This is a genomic window from Endozoicomonas sp. SCSIO W0465 (assembly GCF_023716865.1).
Lineage (GTDB): Bacteria > Pseudomonadota > Gammaproteobacteria > Pseudomonadales > Endozoicomonadaceae > Endozoicomonas.
This window is the reverse complement of sequence record NZ_CP092417.1, coordinates 2,227,038-2,250,403: the sequence shown is the minus strand read 5'-3', so window position 1 is coordinate 2,250,403 and position 23,366 is coordinate 2,227,038. Positions and strand designations below refer to the sequence as shown.

The following is a 23,366-nucleotide window of genomic DNA, read 5'->3' as shown; positions in this document are numbered from 1 at the left end:
CTGCCCCGGGTTCTAATCAGCTACTTAGCCGAACGCCAACCAGATACCTACCCCCATCATCAGAGAGCCGGCAATCCGGTTCATTACTCGAACATTACCGCTTTTCTGCAGGAAGTGTCGCAGTGTTCTACCACCGGCTGCGTAAATATTCAGACAGACAAACTCAATCATCAGAATAATGGAAACCAGAATAATCAGCTGTGGGGCAACAGGCAGATCCTCAGAAATAAAGGGTGGCAGCAGTGAGATACAGAATGCCCACCCTTTGGGGTTTGCTATAGCCGTTACAAACCCCTGCATCATAAGCTCTCTGGCGCCTGTCTCCACGGGCCGCTGTCCCTCCTCGGGAATGGCCATTTTCCCCCTGGAAAGCCACATCTGCACCCCCAGGTAAAACAGATACACGCCACCAACCCACTTAAACACCGTAAATGCTGCAGGGTAGTTCAGCATCACCGCAGCCACACCAACCACGGCAAGCACTGCAATCAATCCAACCCCCAGCAACTCTCCCAGCATCATCCAGAGTGCCCGTCGAACACCAACGGTCATACCCAGCGTCATGGCCAGTGTCATGCACATGCCCGGAGTTGCAGAAACAAAGAAAAACGTGGGAACAAACAGAGCCAGCAACGATAAACTGACCATATCAACTCAATTCCAAACAGTGGTTAAAATAATTTACTTATCGCCTCAGAATAGCTATCCATCGTCCGATATTTAGCAGACTTGCCAGGGCAGCAGCAACATAGGTGATTGCCGCTGCTTTAAGGACTTTTCTGGCTCCCGGTATATCGTCGTTGGCAAGATATCCTTCTGCCAGAATCGGCAGGGCCTTGTTAAAACTGGCATCCAGCTCAACGGGCAGGTTCATCAATTGCACCCAAAGTGATGCAATCATCCCTGAAGCGCCCAATAGCAACGTGATCAGAGTACTCTGAGGCAGCCGGGTTAATATGAAAATAAAAGGCGTAATCATCAAGGCCATGACACTGAACCGCTCAATCATCATGGCTATGTTTATCCGCCTCTGACGGCGCATAAACCCCGGATGCTGCTCCTGATGCTGTAAGGCATGGCTGACTTCATGGGCAGCAACGGCAACCGCAGCGATGCTCTTCCCCTGATAGTGCAATGAAGAGAGCGAAACCACCCGGTTTTCCGGATCATAATAATCTTCTCCCTCCCGGCCTTCACGAACGGAAACACCGTCCAGTTGGAATCGCTCAATCAGGTGCTGCGCCAGTTCGCCCCCGGTTCCTGGAAGATCCACTCGATCCTTGCCATATTTACGCAGTGTTTGCCTGACCCAGAACTGAGGGCCAAATACCAGGACCAGTATTGCCAGCAATAACAGAATCAGGGGCATCTATTCCCGATCCTCGGTCTCCAGTCGGTCAATTTCTTCACGAAACTCATTCAGGTCCTTGAAGTGGCGATAGACGGAAGCAAAACGGATATAGGCAACTTCATCCAGCTGCTTCAGTTCCCGAATAACTTCTTCACCCAGAATCCGGGAACTGACTTCCCGTTCCCCCATAGCCCGCAGGCGATGAATAATACGACTTAACGCTTCTTCCAGCTGCTCCACACCAACGGGTCTTTTTTCCAGGGCTCGGGACATGCCCGCCCGCAGCTTATTTTCATTGAAAGCCTCACGGGTACCATCCCGTTTAACCAGTCTTGGCATCAGCAGTTCGGCGGTTTCATAACTGGTGAAACGTTCAATGCAGGACAGACATTCACGACGCCTGCGTACCTGACTGCCTTCTGCAACCAGACGTGAGTCAATCACTTTTGTTTCAGCAGCACCACAGAATGGACAATGCATCGCGCCAGTTAATCCTTGAGTTTTTGAGGGAATCAGGGGGACAGAATTAGCCATATGCCCTGTAGCAATAATAACCAGCTGCAGTTTTATTACAAGCTTCCGGTTTCTACCCGCATATCAGAACCCTGAGTGGGTTCTGAGAGGACAACATGCAGCGCAGATAATCGCTTTCCAACCTTAAGAACCGCTACGTCAACCCCGCCCCTTTAACCATGTCAGAAGTGGTTTCGCTGAATTCAGATTCACAGGCAACCTTATGATCGATAAAAAAGCCGCTGACCTTATGCTTTAAGGCACAGCGGCTTTCTGTTGCAACTCAACCGGTTACTTATAAACGGGCAGGCGCGAACAGATTTCCAACACGCTGGCTTTTACTTCTGCTTCCACCTGTTGATCACCGGAGCCATCGCCCAGGGCGTCCAGGACATCGCAGATCCAGCCGGCCAGTGCGGCAGAGTCCTGTTCATTAAAGCCACGACGGGTAATCGCTGGCGTGCCGATACGCAGACCGCTGGTTACGAAAGGTGAACGTGGGTCATTAGGTACCGCATTCTTGTTCACCGTGATATTGGCACGGCCAAGGGCTGCTTCCGCATCTTTGCCAGTGTATTCCTTACCGATCAGATCCATCAGGAACAGGTGGTCATCGGTTCCACCGGAAACAATCTTGATGCCACGCTCCATCATTACCCGGGTCATGGCCTGGGCATTCCTGACCACCTGAGCCTGATAAGCCTTGAATTCATCGGACATCGCTTCTTTAAAGCAGACGGCCTTGGCGGCAATCACATGGCACAGAGGACCACCCTGAGACTCAGGGAAGACAGCAAAATTCAGTTTCTTGTTCAGCTCTTCATCTTCAGCGGCCAGGATCAAACCACCGCGAGGTCCGCCCAGGGTTTTGTGGGTAGTGGTGGTGACCACATCAGCAATGCCCACCGGAGAAGGATAAACACCTGCAGCCACTAAACCGGCAATATGGGCCATATCCACCAGCAGGTAGGCACCAACCTTATCAGCAATATCACGAAAACGCTGCCAGTCAATAATCCTGGAGTATGCAGAAAAACCGGCAATAATGAGTTTGGGTTTATGTTCCAGGGCAAGGCGCTCAACTTCTGCGTAATCCAGCTCACCCGTATCAGGCGTAATGCCATACTGCACGGCATTGTAGATCCGACCAGAAGAACTGACGCTGGCACCATGGGTAAGGTGGCCACCATGAGCCAGACTCATACCCAGAATAGTATCACCGGGCTTGAGCAAGGCCATGAATACGGCCGAGTTTGCCTGGGAGCCCGAGTGAGGCTGAACGTTGGCATAACCAGCACCAAACAGCACCTTGGCACGGTCGATGGCCAGCTGCTCAGCAACATCTACGTACTCACAGCCACCGTAATAACGCTTGCCAGGATAACCTTCAGCGTATTTGTTGGTCAGCACACTGCCCTGAGCTTCCATAACTCGTGGACTGGCATAGTTCTCGGATGCGATCAGCTCAATATGCTCTTCCTGACGCAGGGTTTCTGCATCAATAGCCGCCTTCAGCTCCGGATCAAATTCAGCGATGGTCATGTCCTTTGTGAACATTCATTACCTCGGTTGCCTGTTAACAGCCCGCAGGACGAGCCGGTAAAATGCCTGGATGTCGGTAGAGAAACGCTATTCTAATACAGCTTGAGTGAAATCGGCAGAGGATAAATGATTTTTTACCGGGCTAATACAGGGAAAATCAACCAGCAAACTGGCTATAAGCCAGTTAGCTGTAACTTAACCCCCATACACTGTTTTCTCGATGGAATGATTTACATTGTACATTTCTGTTAATCTGCTGATCGTCAAATGAATTCCTGATTACCACCGACCCTACGTCGTGAGCCAGCTGCTATAATAAACGTCGATAGTCATGTGTTTTGGAGGTAAAACTGATGTGTAAAAACACCATTCAGTTCCAAAAAGGCCTTGGCATTATGCAATTTCTGGCTAATTACGGCAGTGAAGAGCAGTGTGAGAACGCGCTGTCCTCTTGGCGCTGGCCAGATGGCTTCCAATGCCCGAAGTGTGGCTCCCGCAGTTTCTGCAAGCTTCACCGGAAAGCTGAATTCCAGTGCAATTGCTGCCGTTGCCAAACCTCGCTTACCAGTAACACTATCTTTGACTCAACAAAGCTGCCTCTAGCTACCTGGTTTCTGGGTATCTATCTCGTCACCCAGAATAAAGCGGGGATTTCTTGCCTGACGCTTCATCGACAACTTGGCATTTCCTACAATGCCGCATTGCGCATGAAACACAAACTCATGCAGGTCATGATGGAAAGAGATAACAGCTGGCAGTTGAGTGGTTTTGTTCAGATTGATGACGCCTATTGGGGCGGAGAGCGCCACAGAGGCCGCCGGGGCAGAGGCTCAGAGAACAAAGCCCCCTTCGTGGCCGCAGTTCAGACAGATGCTGATAACCACCTATCTACATGAAGTTCAATGCCGTTGATAACTTCCGGCGAAAAACCATTCAGGAGTGGGCAGAACATGCCCTGAAAAAGGGTGTCCGGGCCGTCAGCGATGGCTTGTCCTGTTTCCGGGGTATTGAAGATGCCGGATGCCAGCACACAGCCATCATTACCGGTGGTGGGCATGCATCCATGGAGAATGAGTTGTTCACCTGGGTAAATACCATGCTGGGAAACGTGAAAACAGCGATTACCGGTACTTACCATAAGCTCGACCCCAAGCATCTGGGCCGTTATCTATCAGAGTTCAACTATCGGTTTAACCGGCGTTTTGATATGCCTTCAATGATCTCAAGGCTAGGTCGGGCTGCAGTCAATACAGCACCGATGCCGGATCGACTTCTCAAACTGCCAGACGTCCAGTGGAAACCGGGTTAGCCATCAACCGATAATTGAAAGTCAGTTGACGTATTAATATCATTATTTCGAATGATGATGTGGGTCTTTGCTTGTTCGGAGCGGTTATGAAACCGAATTTAGTTGATAATCTGGAGAACAAGCCGTCATGATGCCTGCTCCACCGGTAATACTGGAGAGGTTCTATTATTTCTGGCTCTTTTCGTATTGCAGACTGCTGATTTCATAAATCAGGCTGGAATCCTCCTGTGGCAGGGCTTGGCAATATTTAGCCAGCAGTTTCCTGAAGGCATTGTATATCAAGGCCTTTGGCCAATTTTCATTGCAGAGCAGTCTGTAACCCGAAAAGAGCCTTATTTCTTTACCGGGTTATAGACATAAAGAATGAAAAGCTGCACGTATATTCTTAAATTATCTTTCCCTGTGTCATGACGTACGATCAGTGGTAATCAGGAATGAATTTGCTCATTCAAAATTGAAAGTAATAAAACAAACAATAATCGCGATTTTGAACTTAAAGCTGATCTTATGGTCAAGAATAAACAGAATAGCAAAAAGACCATGAAGGATATCGACAATGCAATCCACTGGATTTGAATTTGGCCAAATACCGACGTTACGTCGATTTGACGCAGCAGATACCTATACTCCACCAGCAAAAAAGCCATGCTTCCAGAAACTTGATAGCAACACAGCAGCTAATAATTATCTGCCATCCAATTGCAATCATTGTATTGATGATGTGAAAACAGTATTTGATCATTCGATGGTGCTTTTAAAAGCCAGAAATACCATAATTGTTCCCGGAGAGAATTATTCAGCATTAATAAAAGATCTATCATCTTTCAAAGATTTGATAACATCTGAACTTGATCGTTTTACCCAATATGATGGCAGTACTGGTGATAACAGACAGGAAACACTGTATTCTCCTGACTCGCCTGTTTCAGAAAGGGCAGCAACGCCGATATCACCGGGTACCGAATTCTCTGCCCGGTACAAAAGTTCAACAGAAGGCGTTGTCGACGGTACCGGTGTAATTGCTACCCAAAACATTAAAGCGGGTGAGGTAGTCTGTCCTTACGATGGGCCATTGATGTATAGAATCCTTAATTATCATAGTGGAAAATATCACGTCTTTACGATCAAGAATATCACCGATGATGGCTTCACTGTTCTCGATTTCCTGGAAAACGACACCTTTGTCGCATGGTCTGGTGTTTTTATTGCCAAAGCTGGCAGACCGGTCATTGAGCTTGGCCGTAACTGTGAACAGGATATTCGGTTCCTGAATCACTCCAAGAAAGCCAATGTCATGATTCGCTATACCGGCATGAACACGGTGGAATGGGAGGATAAGGACAGTCTTCAGCTGATGGTTGTGGCGCTAAGTGATATTAAACCGGGAGAAGAGTTGCTATTCGACTACGATAAAAACAAGCCTGACTCTGAAATAGACTTCAACATGTCAGATGTAGAAAAAGCAAGCGAAGAACAAAGAAACAAGATAATCAAGAGAATTAACACCCTCAGTCAAAAACATTTACACCATTTACCCAAAGAGCAAAGACTATCATCAAGAAAACTGGAAAAAGACGTTATACTGCCACCGAAACTTGATGATGACATTGGCCAGATCATAGAGATAACAGAAGATATTCGTACAACAAATGGCATACCGGCAACCATTGATCAAATAACAGAGAAATTGAGTTTTTATCAGATAAAACTGCTCAACATCATTTTCTCTGATAAAGCATCAATTCTGGAAGATCTGGCTTCACATTTATCTCCGGGAAAAACCAGAACATCAAAAAACACGGTTATGGACAAATTAACGACTGAAAATATACAAGATCTGAAAACCTATTTAACTCGTTCAATATTTAACGGGAATCGAACCTGGGTCACCGTTCAACAATTAAAACAACATATTGCTGCCTATTGGTAAAATTAAATCGAACAATCGCTATCGAATAAACCATTGCCAAGGCTGCGGGCATCCAGTATCTTTGGTTGGTTAACCCTTATAGAATCAGAGACCCAGAAACATGGCACAGTACGTGTATACCATGAACCGGGTGAGCAAAATCGTTCCCCCGAAACGTCAGATTTTAAAAAATATTTCCCTCTCCTTTTTTCCGGGCGCCAAAATTGGTGTTCTGGGCCTGAATGGTGCGGGTAAATCCACGCTCCTCCGTATTATGGCCGGAGTGGATCAGGAGTTTGACGGTGAAGCACGCCCTCAACCGAACCTCAATGTCGGATACCTGCCTCAGGAACCTGAGCTGGATCCGGCTAAAACCGTACGTGAAATCGTCGAGGAAGCACTGGGTGAAGTAAAAGCTGCCCAGCAGCGCCTGGACGAAGTTTATGCCGCTTACGCTGATCCGGATGCCGACTTTGATGCCCTGGCCACTGAGCAGGCTCGTCTGGAAAACATTATTCAGGCAGCCGACGCCCACAACCTGGAGCGTAAACTGGAAGTTGCAGCGGATGCTCTGCGTCTGCCAGAGTGGGATGCCAAAATCGAAAACCTCTCTGGTGGTGAGCGCCGCCGTGTTGCTCTTTGCCGCCTGCTGCTCTCCGGCCCGGAAATGCTGCTGCTGGACGAGCCAACCAACCACCTGGATGCGGAATCCGTTGCCTGGCTGGAACGCTTCCTGGTCGAATATCCGGGAACCGTGGTGGCGATCACCCACGACCGTTACTTCCTGGACAACGCTGCTGGCTGGATTCTGGAACTGGATCGCGGTGAAGGCATTCCTTACCAGGGCAACTACAGTTCCTGGCTGGAACAGAAAGAACAGCGTCTTGAGCAGGAACAGAAGCAGCAGGATGCCCGCCGCAAGGCCATGGAGCATGAGCTTGAGTGGGCTCGCTCCAATGCCAAGGGGCGTCAGTCCAAGTCCAAAGCCCGTCTGGCCCGCTTTGAAGAGATGCAGTCCCAGGACTTCCAGGCCCGTAACGAGACCAATGAGATTTACATTCCACCCGGTCCGCGCCTGGGGGATAAGGTTATTGAAGTCAACAACCTGTGCAAAGGGTTTGGTGACCGCCTACTGATTGATAACCTGAGCTTCAGCATACCAAAAGGTGCCATTGTTGGCATTATCGGTGGTAACGGTGCCGGTAAGTCCACCCTGTTCAAAATGATCACTGGTCAGGAACAGCCGGACTCCGGAACCGTTGAACTGGGAGACACCGTTAAGATCTCCAACGTGCAGCAGCTCCGTGATGAACTGGACGACAGTAAAACGGTCTGGGAGGCCATTTCCGACGGCCAGGACATTCTGCGCATCAACAACTATGAAATACAGTCCCGTTCCTATATTGGTCGTTTCAACTTCAAAGGGGGCGATCAGCAGAAGCGTGTTGGTGAACTTTCCGGTGGTGAGCGTGGCCGTCTCCAGCTGGCTGCCACATTAAAAGACGGTGGTAATGTACTGCTGCTGGACGAACCTTCCAACGACCTCGACGTAGAAACCCTGCGAGCACTGGAAGAAGCCTTGCTGGCCTTCCCTGGCTGTGCCATGGTGATATCCCACGACCGTTGGTTCCTGGATCGTGTAGCGACTCACATTCTGGCGTACGAAGGCGATTCCAAAGTGACCTTCTTTGAAGGTAACTACACCGAGTACGAAGCAGACCGCGTTGCCCGTCTGGGTCAAGAAGCCGCAGGCCCCCATCGTATCAAATACAAACGTATTGATGCCTGATCACCAATAATCAGCGCTGCCACTGACTACTTGCTCGGGTAGTCAGTTCCTTCTTCATTTTAACTTCTCCAATGAACTTTACCGGCAACAGCAAGTCTATTGTTGAGCGGACTGTTAGTCAGTACCTAAAACACTGGGTGCTCTTAACGAACGCACTTTTTTAACATCACTGACTTTAACCCTGTTTATGAGTTGGGAGCATTTTATGAAGCTGTATCGGGTTTTACTTCTGCTGTTCATCTGCAAACTGTCATCCGCATTCGCCGATGAGATTGGCAAAATCTCCGCCAATATTTCCAATAATCAATTGAATTCGTATGCCATATCAGGAGTGTTTACCGGTCAGCCAGAATACAGTCACAAGCGCACCGGTAACTTCGCTTATAATTCCTGGAGGTTGACGATCCCGGGCAGCAAAGTCAGCTTTCCGGTAGAACTGGATGGCCATGACACGGTGTTGGCAAACTTCACCTGGGCTGGCTGGGGTGCAGACACCATTGTCAATATCTACTTCAATGATCAGCCAATTGCCGCAGGCCATGAGGTACACGGACACGCCTGGAACAGCCCCGCTACCGATACCTTTGAAATCCCGGCCGGTAATTGTTCAGACAGTTGCAGAATAACCCTGGAACTGGATCACCGCTCGCCCATGGTGTTATTTATCAAGGACCTGACATTAACGGATAAAAAGCCGGATGATAACACCGATGAAAATGACGAAATTACCAAAGAAGAATAACCTGATAACTGACGGAGCCTGCAGTTGCAGCTCCATCTTCTCATTAATCAGGCTTATATCCATCTGACATACACTACCTCTGCAGGAATCCCGTTCTCTTGAAAAAAAACCAACCACAATTTCTGGTTTTCCTGCAGCTTGTCTCCCGGCCCTTTAACTTCAAGCCATTGATACCGGCTATTCTCAGGATCAAAAAGAATCAGATCCGGAAACCCGGTTCGGTTATGGGCAATATCAAAAATCAGTCGTTGAAACATGGCTCGTAGTTGATCAACAGGTATCAACGATACTGCAAGCGTAATCAGCTCCGGACTGAGTGCCGGCCAGTGAACCAGACGATTACTGATCCCCTGCTTCTCGTTGAAGGTTGCCAGCAGAGTGCCCAGCAGATAGCTATCAGACATGTCTGACAACCTTTGATCAATTAAATCCTTACTGCTCTGATAAAAATCGGGTGTCATCAAATCTGAAGGCGCACTCTGAAATGGTTGAAAGAATGCCCCCTCCCTGTCAGCAAAAATAATGTCCCAGAACCATAGGCCGACCAGCCCGTTGATCAGTGCATTCTCTACATAAAAAACCTGCCAGCCCCGGTTGCTGAAATATTCCTGAACCTGAAATTCAACCCGCTGACCATTGTCATTCAACTCAAGAGCCAATTCATCAAACCGGACAGATTGCCGTCTGCGCTTCTCTCTCTTCAGGATTCTGGAAAACCGATAAGCAAAAGCCAACTCCAGACTGCTGGCCGGTGAAGCCTGTATCTCCTCACAAAGCGCAATAGCGCCAGCAGTATCGTTGAGTTTGGCCATAATGCGAGCTTGCCGCTCCCGGGACGGGGGCAAATACGACTGCTGAAAACAGGCAATCGCCTCCCGCAATGCACCTTGCCTTTCCAGATCACGGGCAATGGCATTCGCCAACCGCGCATGCCGACGCTTGAATACCGGATGGATAAAGTCAGACGATGGCGGCAATTTAGCGGCCAGGGCCTGCAACTCATCGAGGTCAAGCTGGTTATTTTCACAGGCAACTTCCTGCCAGAGCTGCGACAGACTCAACCCCTGCTTCAGCTCCTCCCGGCCATTGAACAATCGGAATTTAAGCGGATAATTTTCGAAGCGAGTCAATCCCAAATCCTGAAGTACGAACTCCGTCAAATCCTGACGGAGGTTACCAAAGAACAGAAACAGTAAGGTTCTCAATTCTTCCTGATACTGAGGTTGAAGTGTGATAAATGGAAGATCAGGACAGGCGTTACCGCTATCAACCAGTCGGTTTACCAGTGCCTGCTTACGTTCCCGTCGGTAAGGCCCAAGCGAGTCAGGAAAACAGAGCAACAACTCACTTTTGGTCATAAGGTCTGACAGAGCAACCATATCCAGCGGTGGGTTAACCTGCATAAAACCAGCGCCAACCAGTTGATTCACCGCCAGTTCAATGGATGTAATCTCCGGATAGCTCAGTTTATCCGACCGAAACATCGGCCCTTTCCGACCGGCCAGTCGCACATAGAGTTTCCGGGCATCCTCCTCCAGCAGCCAGAACCCGTTTAGAAAATCGGTTTCACGGCAACTCAACAGATCAGCATACTGCTTCTCAACAAAACCAAGCAGTTTCTGAAAATTGGTAAGATAATAGTCTTCAGGTAATACAACCGGTTTTTGCAAGAATAAAGTCCCATTTTTTCAGCGTACTCTCCGCCTCACCTTTCACTTTCATGTCACCAGCATCTGGATTTTACCCTCAAATTCCTGAACATCCAGAACATGAGCGGGACTGGACAGGCCAGTTTCTGACCATCTCGGTCAACCTCGGACCAGAAAGCGGAAAATCGCTTGACCAACGACAGTTGAAGTGTAAAATCTCAAACAATTTGCCAACCAGACGAGCCGTTGCTTGATGGCAAACCTGACTTTTTAACCAGAAAGAATTAACCTGAAAGACATTCATCCAGAATAGGGTTTCGATGACACTGCGCTTGCACATGAACCGTCAGTCAATCAAAAGAGGAAGCAGGATCCTTATTTCTGGTGCTGATTTAACCACTTTATCTGTATTTCAAAAAGAAGCCCCTTAATCCAGGGGCTTTTTTTTGACTTAAAAATGACCAAAGGCGACAGGTATTACCCCCATGGGAAACAGGTTCTTTAACAGGAACATTATCTCCATAGCTGACCTTACCCGGGAAGATATGGAACAGATTCTTGAAGTGGCTGCTGAACTCAAACAAACGCCACGTCCCGGTCTACTGCAGGGCAAAGTGATTGCCAGCTGTTTTTTTGAGGCATCCACCCGCACACGCCTCTCATTTGAAACGGCTGTTCAAAGATTAGGGGGAACCCTGATTGGTTTTGCCGACGGTGGCAATACCTCTGCCAAAAAAGGGGAAACGCTCGCTGATTCCATCAAAATCATCAGTTCCTATACCGATGCCGTAGTGATGCGCCACCCTCAGGAAGGGGCTGCCCGGCTGGCCTCGGAATTCTCCAGTGTACCCGTAATCAATGGCGGTGACGGCTCCAACCAGCACCCTACCCAGACCCTCCTTGACCTGTTCAGCATTCGCGAGTGCCAGGGTCGACTGGATAACTTGAAAGTCACCTTTGTCGGCGACCTGAAATATGGCAGGACTGTGCACTCACTGGCCCAGGCCCTGACGCACTTTAATGCAGAGTTTACTTTTATTGCCCCGGATGCACTGGCAATGCCGGACTACATCCTGCAGGAACTGGACGAAAAAGGTATCCAGTGGCGCCGCGCTGAAAGCATAGAAGAAGTGGTTGCCGATACGGATATCATTTACATGACCCGGGTTCAGAAAGAACGATTCGATGAAACCGAGTATAAGCACATTGCCTCGAACTATGTGCTGACCAATGAATCCCTGAAAGAGGCACCAGCCCACCTGAAAGTCCTGCACCCTCTGCCAAGGGTTGATGAGATAGCTGTTGAAGTCGATCAGACCCCGCATGCCTATTACTTTGAACAGGCCCGAAACGGGGTATTTGCCCGTCAGGCACTGCTGGCCCTGATTCTCAATGAATCTCTTTATGACAAGATGCGTAACAAGATATGAGGAATGATCGATGAGCAACAAACTTCAGGTTGAAGCCATCTGCCAGGGAACCGTCATCGACCATATTCCGGCTGGACAGGGGGTAAAAATCCTCGACCGTCTTCACTTGCTGAACAGTGAAGCGCGCATCACGGTGGGCTTTAATTTACCCAGTAAAGCCCTGGGTTTTAAAGACATTATCAAGGTTGAAGGACGGATGTTTACCGAACAGGAGGCCAATGAACTGGCACTGTTCGCGCCCAGCGCAACCATCAACGTAATTGATGATTACCGGGTGGTCGATAAGTTCACAATGGCCATTCCGAAAACACTGAGAGCAGCATTTGCCTGCCCCAACTCTAACTGCATTACTCATAATGAACCGGTCGAGAGCTATTTCTACCTGCGTCAAAAGAGCAATGATATCCAATTGAAGTGCCATTATTGCGAAAAGTCCTTCAGTAAGGAAATTGTGGCAGAACTGAGATAAGGGCAAGAACAAGGGTGCTCTGTATCAAATAAAGAGCGCCCCTCACTTCAAGCTTGATAAAACAATGGATTGAAATAGCAAAACAAAATCCTTCCTGCTGGCAAGCTAACTCCACCAATGTCTAACATCCATACACAGAATATCCAACTATTATTTAATTTTCAGCCAGTTAGTAGGTGACAACCATGAGTTCTTGTCCAATTTCTAACTTTATTGGTAATCGTTGCATGCCTGACCCTGTGCGAGCAGAGTCTGAAATAGCTAAAAACTACAATTTCGCTGAAGAAGCCAGCTTTTTTGCCGCTTTGTTCAAGCACCTCCCGGTAAGGCCGGTACCCGACCCTGCACTGATAATGGTCCTCAACAAGCAGTGGCTGGAAAGAAAAAAAAGAAAAGTGACCAAGAAAGGCAAGTCTGAACCGTTGTGGCTTGGCAAAAAAGCGGATGATGAACCATCCGATGAGTGGGATAAATCCGGGGAAGTTTGACCAGATAGGGCCACTGCTAATTTCCCCGGGGTGGCTCTCAGCCATTTCACAATGTCCACCACGCAATCGGATGTTGCCTGGTGGAAAGACACTATTTCAATGATTCGCGCTATAACGTACAGTCAGTTTGATTTGTCCATCAAATCGGCGCGATAATACGCCATGTCATTTACCGTGAAGATCCCGAAACGTCTTTGGGACCGTACACCCAGTACCGTATCCACTCTCATTATTTGAAAAGTGGCCATGGTAATAACCAGCTAATTTCTTCCTCGCCCATCTCTGCGACGACCGGGATAAACATTGTATCCTCATAGCTGGCTCACCCGGCTTCCAACAGGTAAAGCCATTTTTCAGGACTGAAAGGAACGAGATTAAAGCATTGAGTGGTTTTCTAGGATTTTTTAAGAAAAGAAGCACGAGTCAGGACGCTTCCCCTGAAAAAGGGAGGAAAGCGCCTTCTGACAGCAAAAAACAGGCTTCGCGTTCCAGAAATAACGTTCAGGGCAAATCATCAAAGCGTCCGAAGCAAACCGGCAGCAGAAAGCCGGGCCGCCATACTCCGGCGCAGGAAAGCTGGAGCATTGACCAGTTTCAGGTGGCTCCGGACCCCGAAAAGACCCGTTTTCATGATTTTGAACTGCCCAGCGAGCTGATGCATGCGGTTGCTGACCAGGGTTTCAAGTACTGCACACCTATTCAGGCAGAGGTACTGGGCAGCACACTGGCAGGACGGGATGCTATCGGCAAGGCGCAAACGGGAACCGGCAAAACGGCAGCATTTCTGATCAGCACGATCAAGCAGCTGATTGATACCCCTGCACCGGATAAACGTTACCTGGGCGAACCTCGTGCTGTCATTATCGCTCCCACGCGAGAACTGGCCTTACAGATAGGAAATGATGCAGAGGCTCTGACACAATACCTGCCACTGCATGTCGTCACCGTTGTGGGCGGCATGGATTATGAAAAGCAACGCAAACGTATCAGCGAAAATTATGTTGATATTCTTGTTGCAACGCCCGGACGTCTGCTGGACTACTGTGAGCGTAAAGACCTGTTCCTGGACCTGGTCGAAGTCATGGTGATTGACGAAGCAGACCGCATGCTGGACATGGGTTTTATCCCACAGGTACGACGTATTATCCGCATGACGCCAAGGCCGGGAGACCGTCAGACGCTGCTATTCTCTGCAACATTCACTGATGATGTGTTAAGGCTTGGAGAGCAGTGGACCTGGAACCCGGTAAAGGTTGAGATCGAGCCTGACAGTGTTGCCACCGACACGGTGGAACAAAAGGTTTACATTCTCTCATCTGAACAGAAGTTTCCCTTGCTGGTGAACCTGATTAATCATCATCAGCTGGAAAAAGTCATTGTTTTCACTAATCGCAGGGACCAAACCCGAAAACTGACCGAAAAGCTGCAAAAGGTTGGGATCAAGGCAGACCAGATCTCTGGAGAAGTCCCCCAGAACAAGCGCCTCAGAACCCTGGAGAATTTCCGCTCTGGAAAAATTTCAGTACTGGTGGCTACCGATGTTGCTGGCCGGGGAATCCACATTGACGGAATCAGCCATGTCATCAACTACAACCTGCCTGAAGACCCTGATGACTATGTCCACAGAATTGGCAGAACGGGGAGAGCGGGGGCTAGCGGAACCAGTATCAGCTTTGCTTGTGAAGATGATTCGTTTCTGATTCCGGATCTTGAAGCGCTGCTGGGTGATAAACTGAACAAAGACTACCCACCAGAACAGCTGCTTATTGACCCCCGAAAAAGTAAACCTCATTAAGCTCATTGTGCAGGCGAACTTTACTGATTCGCCTGCTCACATGGACTTAAACATTAATGATTAAAAGAGATAACAATCACAAAAACAGTAAGTTTTTTATAAAAAAAGACGATATATCTCTACAAGCATAAAAGTAAAACACATCAACTTAAACCTTTTTAGGAGGACAAAATTTTTTTTTATTCTTCATCGAAATTTAGCCTTGCCGGACGAAATGTTTTCGATAAGAATCAAGTATGAGTGACCCCAAAAACAGACAAGGGAGCTGCCTATGGGACATGCCCTGGAAACCAGGCCAAAAAACTCACCCATTACTACCACCTACATACTGGACAGTAACGTCCTGATTCATGACCCTAACTCCATCCTCAACTTTGAAGAACATCAGGTACTGATTCCCATCACCGTTCTGGAAGAACTGGACAAACTGAAGAACGGCAAACAAACCATCGCCGCTGACTGCCGTCAGGCCATACGACTGATTGATAACATTCTGGGTACAGCCACACCTGCACAGATAGAGCAGGGAGTCCCGATCCAGAGAAGCCACATCAATAAAACATCCGGCACACTCTCCATCATGATGAGTCATGCCGATGATAAAATTACCACACTCCCCAGCAGCAATAACGATAACCAGATAATCAACGACATCTGTCAGTATCAGAAAGCCCACCCGAACCGTCAATTCATACTGGTAACCAAAGACATTAATATGCGCCTCAAAGCCAGGGGCTGCGGAATTCTTACTGAAGACTATCACAGTGATCAGCTGGTCAGTGATATTGGCTTACTGACCAAAGGTTATATCCATTATGAAGGCAACTTCTGGGACCGGGTAAATGAAGTAAAAACCATACAGCTTGATGGTAAAACCATTCATACCCTGGATAAGAATGCGTTTGCCGAAGAGCTGTATCTCAACAAGTTCCTTTTAGACGACCAAGGGTTTGTAGCAAAAGTCATCGACATATCAGATGAACAGGTAAGCCTTCAACACCACAGCAGAGAGAGCCTGATGCATCAGGAAGCTTGGGGGTTGAGACCATTAAACATCAACCAGGGCATGGCCCTGAATCTCCTTCTTGACCCGGATGTACATCTGGTTAATCTCAATGGAGCAGCAGGTTCTGGCAAGACAATTCTGGCTCTGGCAGCCGCTATTGAAATGACCATTGCCACCAAACAGTATCGGAGGATTATAGCAACCCGTTCAACCCGGGGCCTGGATGAAGATATTGGCTTCCTGCCAGGCACCGAGGCGGAAAAGATGGAACCCTGGCTGGGCGCTATTACCGACAACCTGGAAGCGCTGCACAACGATGACGAGTCCACCAACAGCAGTGTGGAGTACATACTCGACCGGGTACCGCTCCATTTCAAATCCCTGAACTACATCCGTGGCAGGAGTTTCCAGCAGAGTCTGATCATCATTGATGAGTGTCAGAACCTGACCCCCCACCAGATCAAAACCATCATCACCCGCGCTGGTGTCGGCAGTAAAGTTATCTGCCTTGGCAACCTGGCCCAGATCGATACACCGTATCTGGCAGCCACCAGCTCCGGGTTAACCTATATGACTGAACGCCTGAAGCATTTTCCCCATGGAGGTTCAATGCAGCTTCAGGGTGTACCCAGGTCACCACTGGCCGCTTATGCTGAAGTCCACCTGTAATTAATTCATCGTCATTACGACAAAGCCCCGGAACTTAACAGCCGGGGCTTGCTATTTTTTATGCCAGATAGCCATTACCAATGGTCACGATAGAGCTTATTAAGCCTTTCAGCTCTATTAAAGGAACGCTCCCTGCTCTACTATTGTCATCAGTATAATCAGCCTGGATAATCAGGGAGTGTTTAATGCTGCTCGTTATATCTCCAGCCAAAACCCTGGACTACGAAACATCGCCCACGACCAAAAAATTTACTCAACCAGACTTTCTTGACCAGTCCGCTCTGCTCATTGAAGAGCTTCGTGAATTAAGCCCGGCTGATATTGGCAGCTTGATGAGCATCAGTGATAAGCTGTCCCAACTCAATGCAGCCCGTTTCCAGGCGTGGTCAACACCGTTCAGTCTGGACAATGCCAAGCAGGCCCTGCTGGCATTCAAAGGGGATGTTTACACAGGCCTTGATGCTGAAACACTGAATGACAAACAGCTGTCATTTGCCCAGCAGCATTTGAGAATTCTCTCTGGCCTGTATGGCCTTCTCCGCCCATTGGACCTGATGCAGGCCTACCGCCTGGAGATGGGTACACGATTTGCCAATCAGCGCGGTAAGGATCTCTATCAGTTCTGGGACAGCCTGATCACAGAACAGCTGAATAAAGAGTTAGCCGCTCAGAAGAGCCAGGTACTGGTCAATCTTGCATCAAATGAATATTACAAATCGGTTCAGCCCAAGCAGATTAATGGACAGATCATTACGCCGGTATTTAAAGACTGGAAGAACGGACAATACAAAATCATCAGCTTTTATGCCAAAAAAGCCCGTGGCCTGATGTGCCGCTATGCCATTAACCACAACATTGACCAGCCAGAAAAATTAAAAGGTTTTGACTATGAAGGCTACGCCTTCAATGAAGCCATGTCCTCTGATAAGGAGTGGGTGTTTACCAGGGAAGCCCAAGGTTAAGACCTCTGCTACGATAATTGCCACTCCCGCTTTCTGGTATACAGAAAGCGGGCCGTTGAAGCTTTGCAAGGACTGGAGATATCGGATCAATAACGGATCAGCGCAGCACAGAAGGTGAGTCAACCCAGAAATAGACAGACCAGCTGTCTTTAAACAAACCGGGAGTACTCTGCTTCCTTAAAAATCCTCGAACCTGATCTTCGAGCAGGTATTGTGTCTCCTCTCCCCGCGCTTCAAGCAAGCCCTGCTTTTCATACCATCCATTGGGATGTTCACCCAGGCACTGATTAATAAAGGTCTGAGCCTGCTCATATGCCTGATGAGCGGTTTCCTGATCAGGATAAGCCTTGTTGCACAGATAACTGTATTGATCACCCCATTGCCATATCTGACAGCTGTTCTCTATCAGCTGATAGCGGCTCTCCCAGAGCGTGAACCTGTATTTATATGACGGGCGGAAGCGAATGCTCTCAAAGTTATTATTGCTGCTACTGAACAGGGTAAAAAGCGACTGGCAGCCTGCCTGATCGGCTGTAGAAGCGCTGGTCATTGATGGATCTTTTGCAGCGAATGAACCACAACCGGAAAGCATGATCAGCAAAAAGACCATGGCAACAAAGTGCTTTCCCGAAACCGTCTTCCAAAGCATTCCTTATCCTCCCCAGGGCAAGCCAGAACAGTGCCGACAATCGTTACAAGGGTATAGGGACGGAAAGAGAAAATAAATAAAAACCAGAAAACCTGCCTGACAAACAGACAGCCTTCAAACTACTGGCAATGGTTGCGTCGTTCATGTTGACATTGGCAACACTTTCTCATGGTTCAAATTGTTCAAAACCGTCCAAATAAAAGTCGTTCAGGTGCTTTCCGGGTTATGTATCAATTGTGTTAAACTGCCGTTCAGTCCGTTAACCATGCAGTGATAAGTCTTCCAATGTCTCAAAGAATCAGCGAGCACTACAAGGCCATTATAGAGTCCGTCGGTGAAGATATTCATCGGGAAGGCCTTCGAGATACGCCGCTCCGCGCTGCCAAAGCAATGCAATACCTGACCAGGGGTTATCACCAGATACTGGAAGACATCGTTAATGGTGCGGTGTTTGAGTCTGATATCAGCGAAATGGTGGTCATCAAAGACATTGAACTTTACTCCATGTGCGAGCATCACCTGCTGCCCTTTATTGGCAAGTGCCACATTGGCTATGTACCCAGTGGTAAGGTGCTGGGCCTATCCAAATTTGCCCGCATTGTGGATATGTTCGCCCGGCGCCTGCAGATTCAGGAAAACATGACCCGGCAGATTGCCGATGCCATTATGGAAGTCACCGGGGCAAAAGGGGTTGCCGTGGTGATTGAAGCACAACACATGTGCATGATGATGCGCGGTGTTGAAAAACAGAACTCCTCCATGACCTCTTCGGTAATGCGAGGCCTGATGAAAGATAATCAACCAACCCGTGAAGAGTTTCTGCGTTTTATTCGCTGATCATCTTCATCACTTGTAACAAAAAAGCCAGCAGTCGCTGGCTTTTTTGTTACCGGGATCTGAGTTAGCTCCAGTCAAGTATCACTTTTCCAGACTGCCCGGACCCCATGATTTGAAAACCTTGCTCAAAATCGTCAATCGGGAACCGGTGAGTAATGATCGGTGAGATATCCAGACCGGACTGCAGCATACTGGTCATCTTGTACCAGGTCTCAAACATTTCCCGACCATAGATACCTTTGATCACCAGACCTTTGAAGATAACCTGGTTCCAGTCAATCACCGTGTCACTGGCTGGAATTCCCAACAGTGCTACCTTGCCTCCATGGTTCATATTTTCCAGCATCTGTTCAAATGCACGACCATTGCCGGACATTTCAAGGCCAACGTCAAAGCCTTCGACCATGCCCAGCTCTGTCATCACTTCTTTCAGGTCGGTATTGGCCACATTAACGGCCCGGGTTGCACCCATTTTTCGAGCCAGATCCAGACGGTATTCGTTCACATCGGTGATTACCACATTACGGGCACCGACGTGCTTACAGATGGCAACTGCCATAATGCCGATAGGGCCAGCGCCGGTAATCAGCACGTCTTCTCCGACCAGATCAAAGGAAAGCGCTGTATGAACCGCATTTCCAAACGGGTCAAAAATGGCGGCCAGGTCATCACTGATATCATCAGGAATCGGGAAGGCATTAACCGCCGGAATCACCAGGTATTCTGCAAAAGCACCATCACGATTAACGCCAACCCCGACCGTAAAGTTACAAAGATGACGCCGACCAGCGCGGCAGTTACGGCAATGACCACAGGTAATATGGCCTTCACCGGAAACCCGCTGCCCAACCTCAAAACCTCGAACACCCTCGCCCATGCCAACGATTTCGCCAACAAATTCATGGCCGACATGCATACCAACCGGGATGGTTTTCTGCGACCATTCATCCCAGTGATAGATATGCATATCAGTACCACAGATGGCCGTTTTACGGATTGTGATCAGTACATCGTTGTAACCCACTTCTGGTTTGGGGTGGTCTTCCATCCAGATACCGGGTTCTGCTTTGCTTTTGGCTAATGTCTTCACAGTTTCAGTTTTCTCAATGGGCTTGCTATTGAGCATAACAAGCCAGCTGTCATGTAAATCAGCAGGGATATCAGCTGATAACTCCCAACTCCCGGCCAACCCTGGCGAAAGCGGCAATGGCTTTGTCCAGATGTTCTCTACTGTGGGCTGCAGACATCTGGGTACGAATTCTCGCCTGCCCTTTTGGTACTACCGGGAAGGAGAAGCCAACCACGTAAATGCCTTCTTCCAGCATACGGTCCGCAAATTTCCCGGCAAGGGATGCATCGCCCAGCATGACCGGAACAATCGGATGGTCGGCACCGGCCAGGGTAAAGCCCAGTCTGGTCATTTCAGAGCGGAAATATTCTGCATTATCACGCACTTTCCGCCGCAGCTCGGCACCTGAAGCCAGCATGTCAAATACTTTAACAGAAGCCGCCGCAATACTGGGAGCCAGTGTATTGGAAAACAGGTAAGGGCGTGAACGGTTACGCAACCAGTCAATCACCTCTTTTTTGCCCGAGGTGTAACCACCAGAAGCCCCCCCCAGAGCTTTGCCCAGTGTACCGGTAAGAATATCCACACGTCCCATAACCCCACAGAACTCCGGAGTACCAGCACCTTTTTCACCAATAAATCCGGTGGCATGGCAATCATCCACCATCACCAGTGCACCGTATTTATCAGCCAGATCGCACACGCCTTTCAGGTTGGCAATCACCCCATCCATCGAGAACACGCCATCGGTAGCAATCAGTTTAGTTCTGGCACCCGCAGCTTCTGCTGCCTGCAGCTGAGCTTCCAGATCAGCCATATCGTTATTGGCGTATCGAAAGCGCTTGGCTTTAGACAGGCGAACGCCATCAATGATACTGGCATGATTCAGCGCATCACTGATAATGGCGTCATCCGGACCCAGAATCGTTTCAAAAAGGCCGCCATTGGCATCAAAGCAAGAGGGGTAAAGAATGGTATCTTCCATTCCCAGAAACCCGGAAATGCGCGCCTCCAGATCTTTATGAACCGTCTGGGTACCACAGATAAAGCGCACGGATGCCATACCGTAACCGTACTGGTCCAGCCCCTGCTTGCCCGCTTCGATCAGTTCCGGTGCATTGGCCAGTCCCAGATAGTTATTGGCACAAAAATTAAGTACCTCTTCGCCGCTCTCACCATTCGAGAGCACCTTGATTTCAGCCTGCTGCTGGGAGCTGATCACCCGCTCACTTTTATAAAGCCCTTCCTGCTTCAGCTCATCCAGCTGCTTGCTCAGCCCTGCATAAAAATCGGCCTTCATTTCGACTCCTGTTCTCTGTAATTTCCAACGCCCCGCCTTTGATCATCCACCAGACGCACCGTCGCCAATACACCTGTCTACCCCGATAACACGGGCATGATTGCAGTTAAATCAACAGTTTCAGAGCATTAGATTGGCTACTGCCATCAACCAGATCATTGTAGATAACTGAAGTTACGCAGCTAACAGCTCTCTCAGCTGCCCCAACGAAGCTTTCAGCCCTGCCATATAGATTTTGGCTCTGAGCTGAAAGTGATTCAGATTTACTTTCAATGACAATACTTCCAACCTGAAGGCTGAGTAAATTGAAAGAAAGATATGATTACTCTGTGTTCTCACAGTATGCGCCGGTGACTTGGCCATTGACGCATTCGATTTCAGCGTTGGCTCTTGTAGGATTTCAGACTGCTACTGGGTTGAACATTGCTGAAGCCCTTTATCTACAAAGGTTGTCAGCATATTGTCCGGTAATGTTGCCCAATCCTTGTTTTTCGTGACCTACAGTCAGTTTTCACTGTAGAGCAGTTCGTAATCAAAATAGAGCCTCAGCGTTTTATGGAAGACCTCGACTTTCCACCGTTTCTCGTAGATTGCCTTGAGAGTCTCGGCATCACAGTCAAGATCGCTGCAAACCAGATAGAGAATGCCTGTGCTTCCGTCTTTGTTTTTAAAGACCTGACGGTATAGCAGAACAGGGAAATCGACACCTGCTATCCACCCTTGTACAGGCTTATCTTCTGAAAAATCAACAGTATCTATACGCTGTGAACGGCCTTGTAATTTGTCGTCCAGACTGAGGGATACCTTGCGGTTTGACTTCATCGCCATCAGGAAATGTTTATTACAGTCGTGTCGAATAAACATCATATTGTCGTTTGAGCAAAACCAGCTATCTGCAAGGACATAGCGGAACATAAGCTGGTTATGGCAGCAAATCATCAGCATCTCCCGCATCATTTCATTTTTGGTTTGCTCTGCATATCGTCTTACCTTTTTTGTCTTCAAGTCGGTGTACAGGATGGTTTTCTCGATCAATTTATAGGCGACAGGAATCGACGCATCTCCGGCATGGTAGTGTGCATTGAGCAGATTTATACCTTTCACGGTGCGATTTTTTGTATGATCAAAATGCCAGGTGTTCAGGGCATTCTCTTTGCTGAACTGCTTTTCCTGAATCGTATCGTCAAAGATCAAAACCCCATCACTGCACTCAACCTGTCGCACGACGGGTTTAACGTAAAGCCATAAGTCACGACTGGTAAACTCATTGTTTGAAAGCAATCGGGTGAATTGGTCATGACTGTAGACATTATCCAAAAGCTCTGACACTCCCGTTGCAGTGGTCTTCCCAGACGACGACAACAGGTAGTCAGAATAAAGTTCTATGAGATCATTTTTCATGCCACCAATAATGGCTGATTTTCAGCAAGGTGCGTAACTTGAGTAGATAACTAATAGTGGATCAGTAAGGCGCACCATTGAACAGGCATTTGTACGTATTATCACCACGTTGCGGTCAATGCCTTGCAGGCATTGCCGGTGAACGCGAATAGGTTTTCCATTGCCAACAGGAAGGTGGTCAGTTTTATTGAACTACCGTATTTTTTTTCAGTCCTATCGGTATTACTAATTTATTAATACTGTTTTTTTGTGTATGGATGTTGTCGGATCGCCTTTTCATATTCCTACAGAAGATAGGAATGCGCCTACAGATCATAATATCTGTGTTATTTGTTTTGAGGCTTTTCATGATCGTATTGTGGCGCCCACGGTTGTCAAAACCCACTGCGGCCATCGCTACGACCTTAGCTGCGTTTCCAGGTGGTTCGACGAACAGCAAAAGAAGGGTGTCGCCACACGGAGTTGTGCGTTCTGTCGGCAAGAGGCG

At 48.3% G+C, this 23,366-nt stretch carries 19 protein-coding genes and 2 pseudogenes; 12 read left to right on the top strand and 9 right to left on the bottom strand.

Annotation, left to right across the window (positions count from 1 at the left end; translation table 11 throughout):
- Positions 1–24: 24 nt before the first annotated feature.
- From MJO57_RS09770 to glyA, 4 genes are all read right to left on the bottom strand, one after another.
- The gene (locus MJO57_RS09770) at positions 25–648 is read right to left on the bottom strand and encodes a LysE family translocator (protein ID WP_252024934.1); all 624 of its coding nucleotides are present in this window, start codon (positions 646–648) and stop codon (positions 25–27) included.
- Positions 649–685: 37 nt separating this feature from the next.
- Entirely contained in the window at positions 686–1,369 is a 684-nt protein-coding gene (locus MJO57_RS09765; RefSeq protein WP_252024932.1) for a zinc metallopeptidase, read from the bottom strand.
- On the bottom strand, positions 1,370–1,831 hold the full coding sequence (gene nrdR / locus MJO57_RS09760) for a transcriptional regulator NrdR (protein WP_252024930.1): 462 nt from the start codon (positions 1,829–1,831) through the stop codon (positions 1,370–1,372).
- Between the two features lie 324 nt (positions 1,832–2,155).
- A complete protein-coding gene (gene glyA, locus MJO57_RS09755) occupies positions 2,156–3,421 on the bottom strand; it encodes a serine hydroxymethyltransferase (RefSeq protein ID WP_252024928.1) in 1,266 nt (421 codons plus the stop codon).
- 338 nt (positions 3,422–3,759) lie between these two features.
- Here glyA and MJO57_RS09750 point away from each other — a divergent pair.
- The 4 genes and pseudogenes from MJO57_RS09750 to MJO57_RS09735 all read left to right on the top strand — a co-directional run bounded on the left by MJO57_RS09750 (position 3,760) and on the right by MJO57_RS09735 (position 9,155).
- Positions 3,760–4,715: pseudogene (locus MJO57_RS09750) on the top strand (IS1595 family transposase).
- Positions 4,716–5,271: 556 nt separating this feature from the next.
- Complete coding sequence (locus MJO57_RS09745; RefSeq protein ID WP_252024926.1) at positions 5,272–6,645, top strand: SET domain-containing protein; 1,374 nt, start codon at positions 5,272–5,274, stop codon at positions 6,643–6,645.
- A gap of 100 nt (positions 6,646–6,745) precedes the next feature.
- Positions 6,746–8,413 (top strand): energy-dependent translational throttle protein EttA, encoded by a 1,668-nt coding sequence (gene ettA, locus MJO57_RS09740; RefSeq protein ID WP_252024924.1) that lies wholly within the window; start codon positions 6,746–6,748, stop codon positions 8,411–8,413.
- Positions 8,414–8,744: 331 nt separating this feature from the next.
- Positions 8,745–9,155: a hypothetical protein gene (locus MJO57_RS09735; protein WP_252024922.1), complete on the top strand. Its 411-nt coding sequence runs from the start codon at positions 8,745–8,747 to the stop codon at positions 9,153–9,155.
- Positions 9,156–9,208: 53 nt separating this feature from the next.
- Here the strand turns inward: MJO57_RS09735 and MJO57_RS09730 are convergent, their stop codons facing one another.
- The gene (locus MJO57_RS09730) at positions 9,209–10,825 is read right to left on the bottom strand and encodes a VRR-NUC domain-containing protein (protein WP_252024920.1); all 1,617 of its coding nucleotides are present in this window, start codon (positions 10,823–10,825) and stop codon (positions 9,209–9,211) included.
- 464 nt (positions 10,826–11,289) lie between these two features.
- On the opposite strand from MJO57_RS09730, the gene pyrB reads away from it, so the two are divergent.
- From pyrB to yaaA, 6 genes are all read left to right on the top strand, one after another.
- Complete coding sequence (gene pyrB / locus MJO57_RS09725; RefSeq protein ID WP_252024918.1) at positions 11,290–12,234, top strand: aspartate carbamoyltransferase; 945 nt, start codon at positions 11,290–11,292, stop codon at positions 12,232–12,234.
- 10 nt (positions 12,235–12,244) lie between these two features.
- Positions 12,245–12,703: an aspartate carbamoyltransferase regulatory subunit gene (pyrI, locus tag MJO57_RS09720; RefSeq protein WP_252024916.1), complete on the top strand. Its 459-nt coding sequence runs from the start codon at positions 12,245–12,247 to the stop codon at positions 12,701–12,703.
- Positions 12,704–12,888: 185 nt separating this feature from the next.
- Entirely contained in the window at positions 12,889–13,191 is a 303-nt protein-coding gene (locus MJO57_RS09715; protein WP_252024914.1) for a hypothetical protein, read from the top strand.
- A gap of 382 nt (positions 13,192–13,573) precedes the next feature.
- On the top strand, positions 13,574–14,986 hold the full coding sequence (gene rhlB, locus MJO57_RS09710; protein WP_252024912.1) for an ATP-dependent RNA helicase RhlB: 1,413 nt from the start codon (positions 13,574–13,576) through the stop codon (positions 14,984–14,986).
- 271 nt (positions 14,987–15,257) lie between these two features.
- The gene (locus MJO57_RS09705) at positions 15,258–16,661 is read left to right on the top strand and encodes a PhoH family protein (RefSeq protein WP_252024910.1); all 1,404 of its coding nucleotides are present in this window, start codon (positions 15,258–15,260) and stop codon (positions 16,659–16,661) included.
- Between the two features lie 185 nt (positions 16,662–16,846).
- Entirely contained in the window at positions 16,847–17,623 is a 777-nt protein-coding gene (gene yaaA, locus MJO57_RS09700) for a peroxide stress protein YaaA (protein ID WP_252024908.1), read from the top strand.
- A 97-nt stretch (positions 17,624–17,720) separates the two neighbouring features.
- Here the strand turns inward: yaaA and MJO57_RS09695 are convergent, their stop codons facing one another.
- Positions 17,721–18,272: a hypothetical protein gene (locus tag MJO57_RS09695; protein ID WP_252024906.1), complete on the bottom strand. Its 552-nt coding sequence runs from the start codon at positions 18,270–18,272 to the stop codon at positions 17,721–17,723.
- Between the two features lie 285 nt (positions 18,273–18,557).
- Here MJO57_RS09695 and folE point away from each other — a divergent pair, with 285 nt between their 5' ends.
- A complete protein-coding gene (gene folE / locus MJO57_RS09690) occupies positions 18,558–19,109 on the top strand; it encodes a GTP cyclohydrolase I FolE (protein ID WP_252024904.1) in 552 nt (183 codons plus the stop codon).
- Between the two features lie 64 nt (positions 19,110–19,173).
- Here the strand turns inward: folE and tdh are convergent, their stop codons facing one another.
- The 3 genes from tdh to MJO57_RS09675 all read right to left on the bottom strand — a co-directional run bounded on the left by tdh (position 19,174) and on the right by MJO57_RS09675 (position 22,879).
- The gene (gene tdh, locus MJO57_RS09685) at positions 19,174–20,199 is read right to left on the bottom strand and encodes an L-threonine 3-dehydrogenase (protein ID WP_252026998.1); all 1,026 of its coding nucleotides are present in this window, start codon (positions 20,197–20,199) and stop codon (positions 19,174–19,176) included.
- A gap of 70 nt (positions 20,200–20,269) precedes the next feature.
- Positions 20,270–21,478 carry a glycine C-acetyltransferase gene (locus tag MJO57_RS09680; protein ID WP_252024902.1) on the bottom strand — a complete coding sequence of 403 codons (1,209 nt, stop codon included), beginning with the start codon at positions 21,476–21,478 and terminating at the stop codon, positions 20,270–20,272.
- Positions 21,479–21,982: 504 nt separating this feature from the next.
- Complete coding sequence (locus MJO57_RS09675; RefSeq protein ID WP_252024890.1) at positions 21,983–22,879, bottom strand: transposase; 897 nt, start codon at positions 22,877–22,879, stop codon at positions 21,983–21,985.
- A 253-nt stretch (positions 22,880–23,132) separates the two neighbouring features.
- Here MJO57_RS09675 and MJO57_RS33205 point away from each other — a divergent pair.
- Positions 23,133–23,345, top strand: a pseudogene (locus MJO57_RS33205) (RING finger domain-containing protein); the annotation flags it as partial.
- Between the last annotated feature and the right edge of the window lie 21 nt (positions 23,346–23,366).

Coding starts and splice junctions, on each gene's coding strand:
- glyA (WP_252024928.1), bottom strand. CDS start 3,421: ATGTTCACAAAGGACATGACCATCGCTGAATTTGATCCGGAGCTGAAG.
- yaaA (WP_252024908.1), top strand. CDS start 16,847: ATGCTGCTCGTTATATCTCCAGCCAAAACCCTGGACTACGAAACATCG.
- pyrB (WP_252024918.1), top strand. CDS start 11,290: ATGGGAAACAGGTTCTTTAACAGGAACATTATCTCCATAGCTGACCTT.
- MJO57_RS09745 (WP_252024926.1), top strand. CDS start 5,272: ATGCAATCCACTGGATTTGAATTTGGCCAAATACCGACGTTACGTCGA.
- folE (WP_252024904.1), top strand. CDS start 18,558: ATGTCTCAAAGAATCAGCGAGCACTACAAGGCCATTATAGAGTCCGTC.
- MJO57_RS09705 (WP_252024910.1), top strand. CDS start 15,258: ATGGGACATGCCCTGGAAACCAGGCCAAAAAACTCACCCATTACTACC.
- MJO57_RS09675 (WP_252024890.1), bottom strand. CDS start 22,879: ATGAAAAATGATCTCATAGAACTTTATTCTGACTACCTGTTGTCGTCG.
- MJO57_RS09695 (WP_252024906.1), bottom strand. CDS start 18,272: ATGCTTTGGAAGACGGTTTCGGGAAAGCACTTTGTTGCCATGGTCTTT.
- MJO57_RS09765 (WP_252024932.1), bottom strand. CDS start 1,369: ATGCCCCTGATTCTGTTATTGCTGGCAATACTGGTCCTGGTATTTGGC.
- MJO57_RS09680 (WP_252024902.1), bottom strand. CDS start 21,478: ATGAAGGCCGATTTTTATGCAGGGCTGAGCAAGCAGCTGGATGAGCTG.
- pyrI (WP_252024916.1), top strand. CDS start 12,245: ATGAGCAACAAACTTCAGGTTGAAGCCATCTGCCAGGGAACCGTCATC.
- MJO57_RS09770 (WP_252024934.1), bottom strand. CDS start 648: ATGGTCAGTTTATCGTTGCTGGCTCTGTTTGTTCCCACGTTTTTCTTT.
- nrdR (WP_252024930.1), bottom strand. CDS start 1,831: ATGCATTGTCCATTCTGTGGTGCTGCTGAAACAAAAGTGATTGACTCA.
- ettA (WP_252024924.1), top strand. CDS start 6,746: ATGGCACAGTACGTGTATACCATGAACCGGGTGAGCAAAATCGTTCCC.
- MJO57_RS09715 (WP_252024914.1), top strand. CDS start 12,889: ATGAGTTCTTGTCCAATTTCTAACTTTATTGGTAATCGTTGCATGCCT.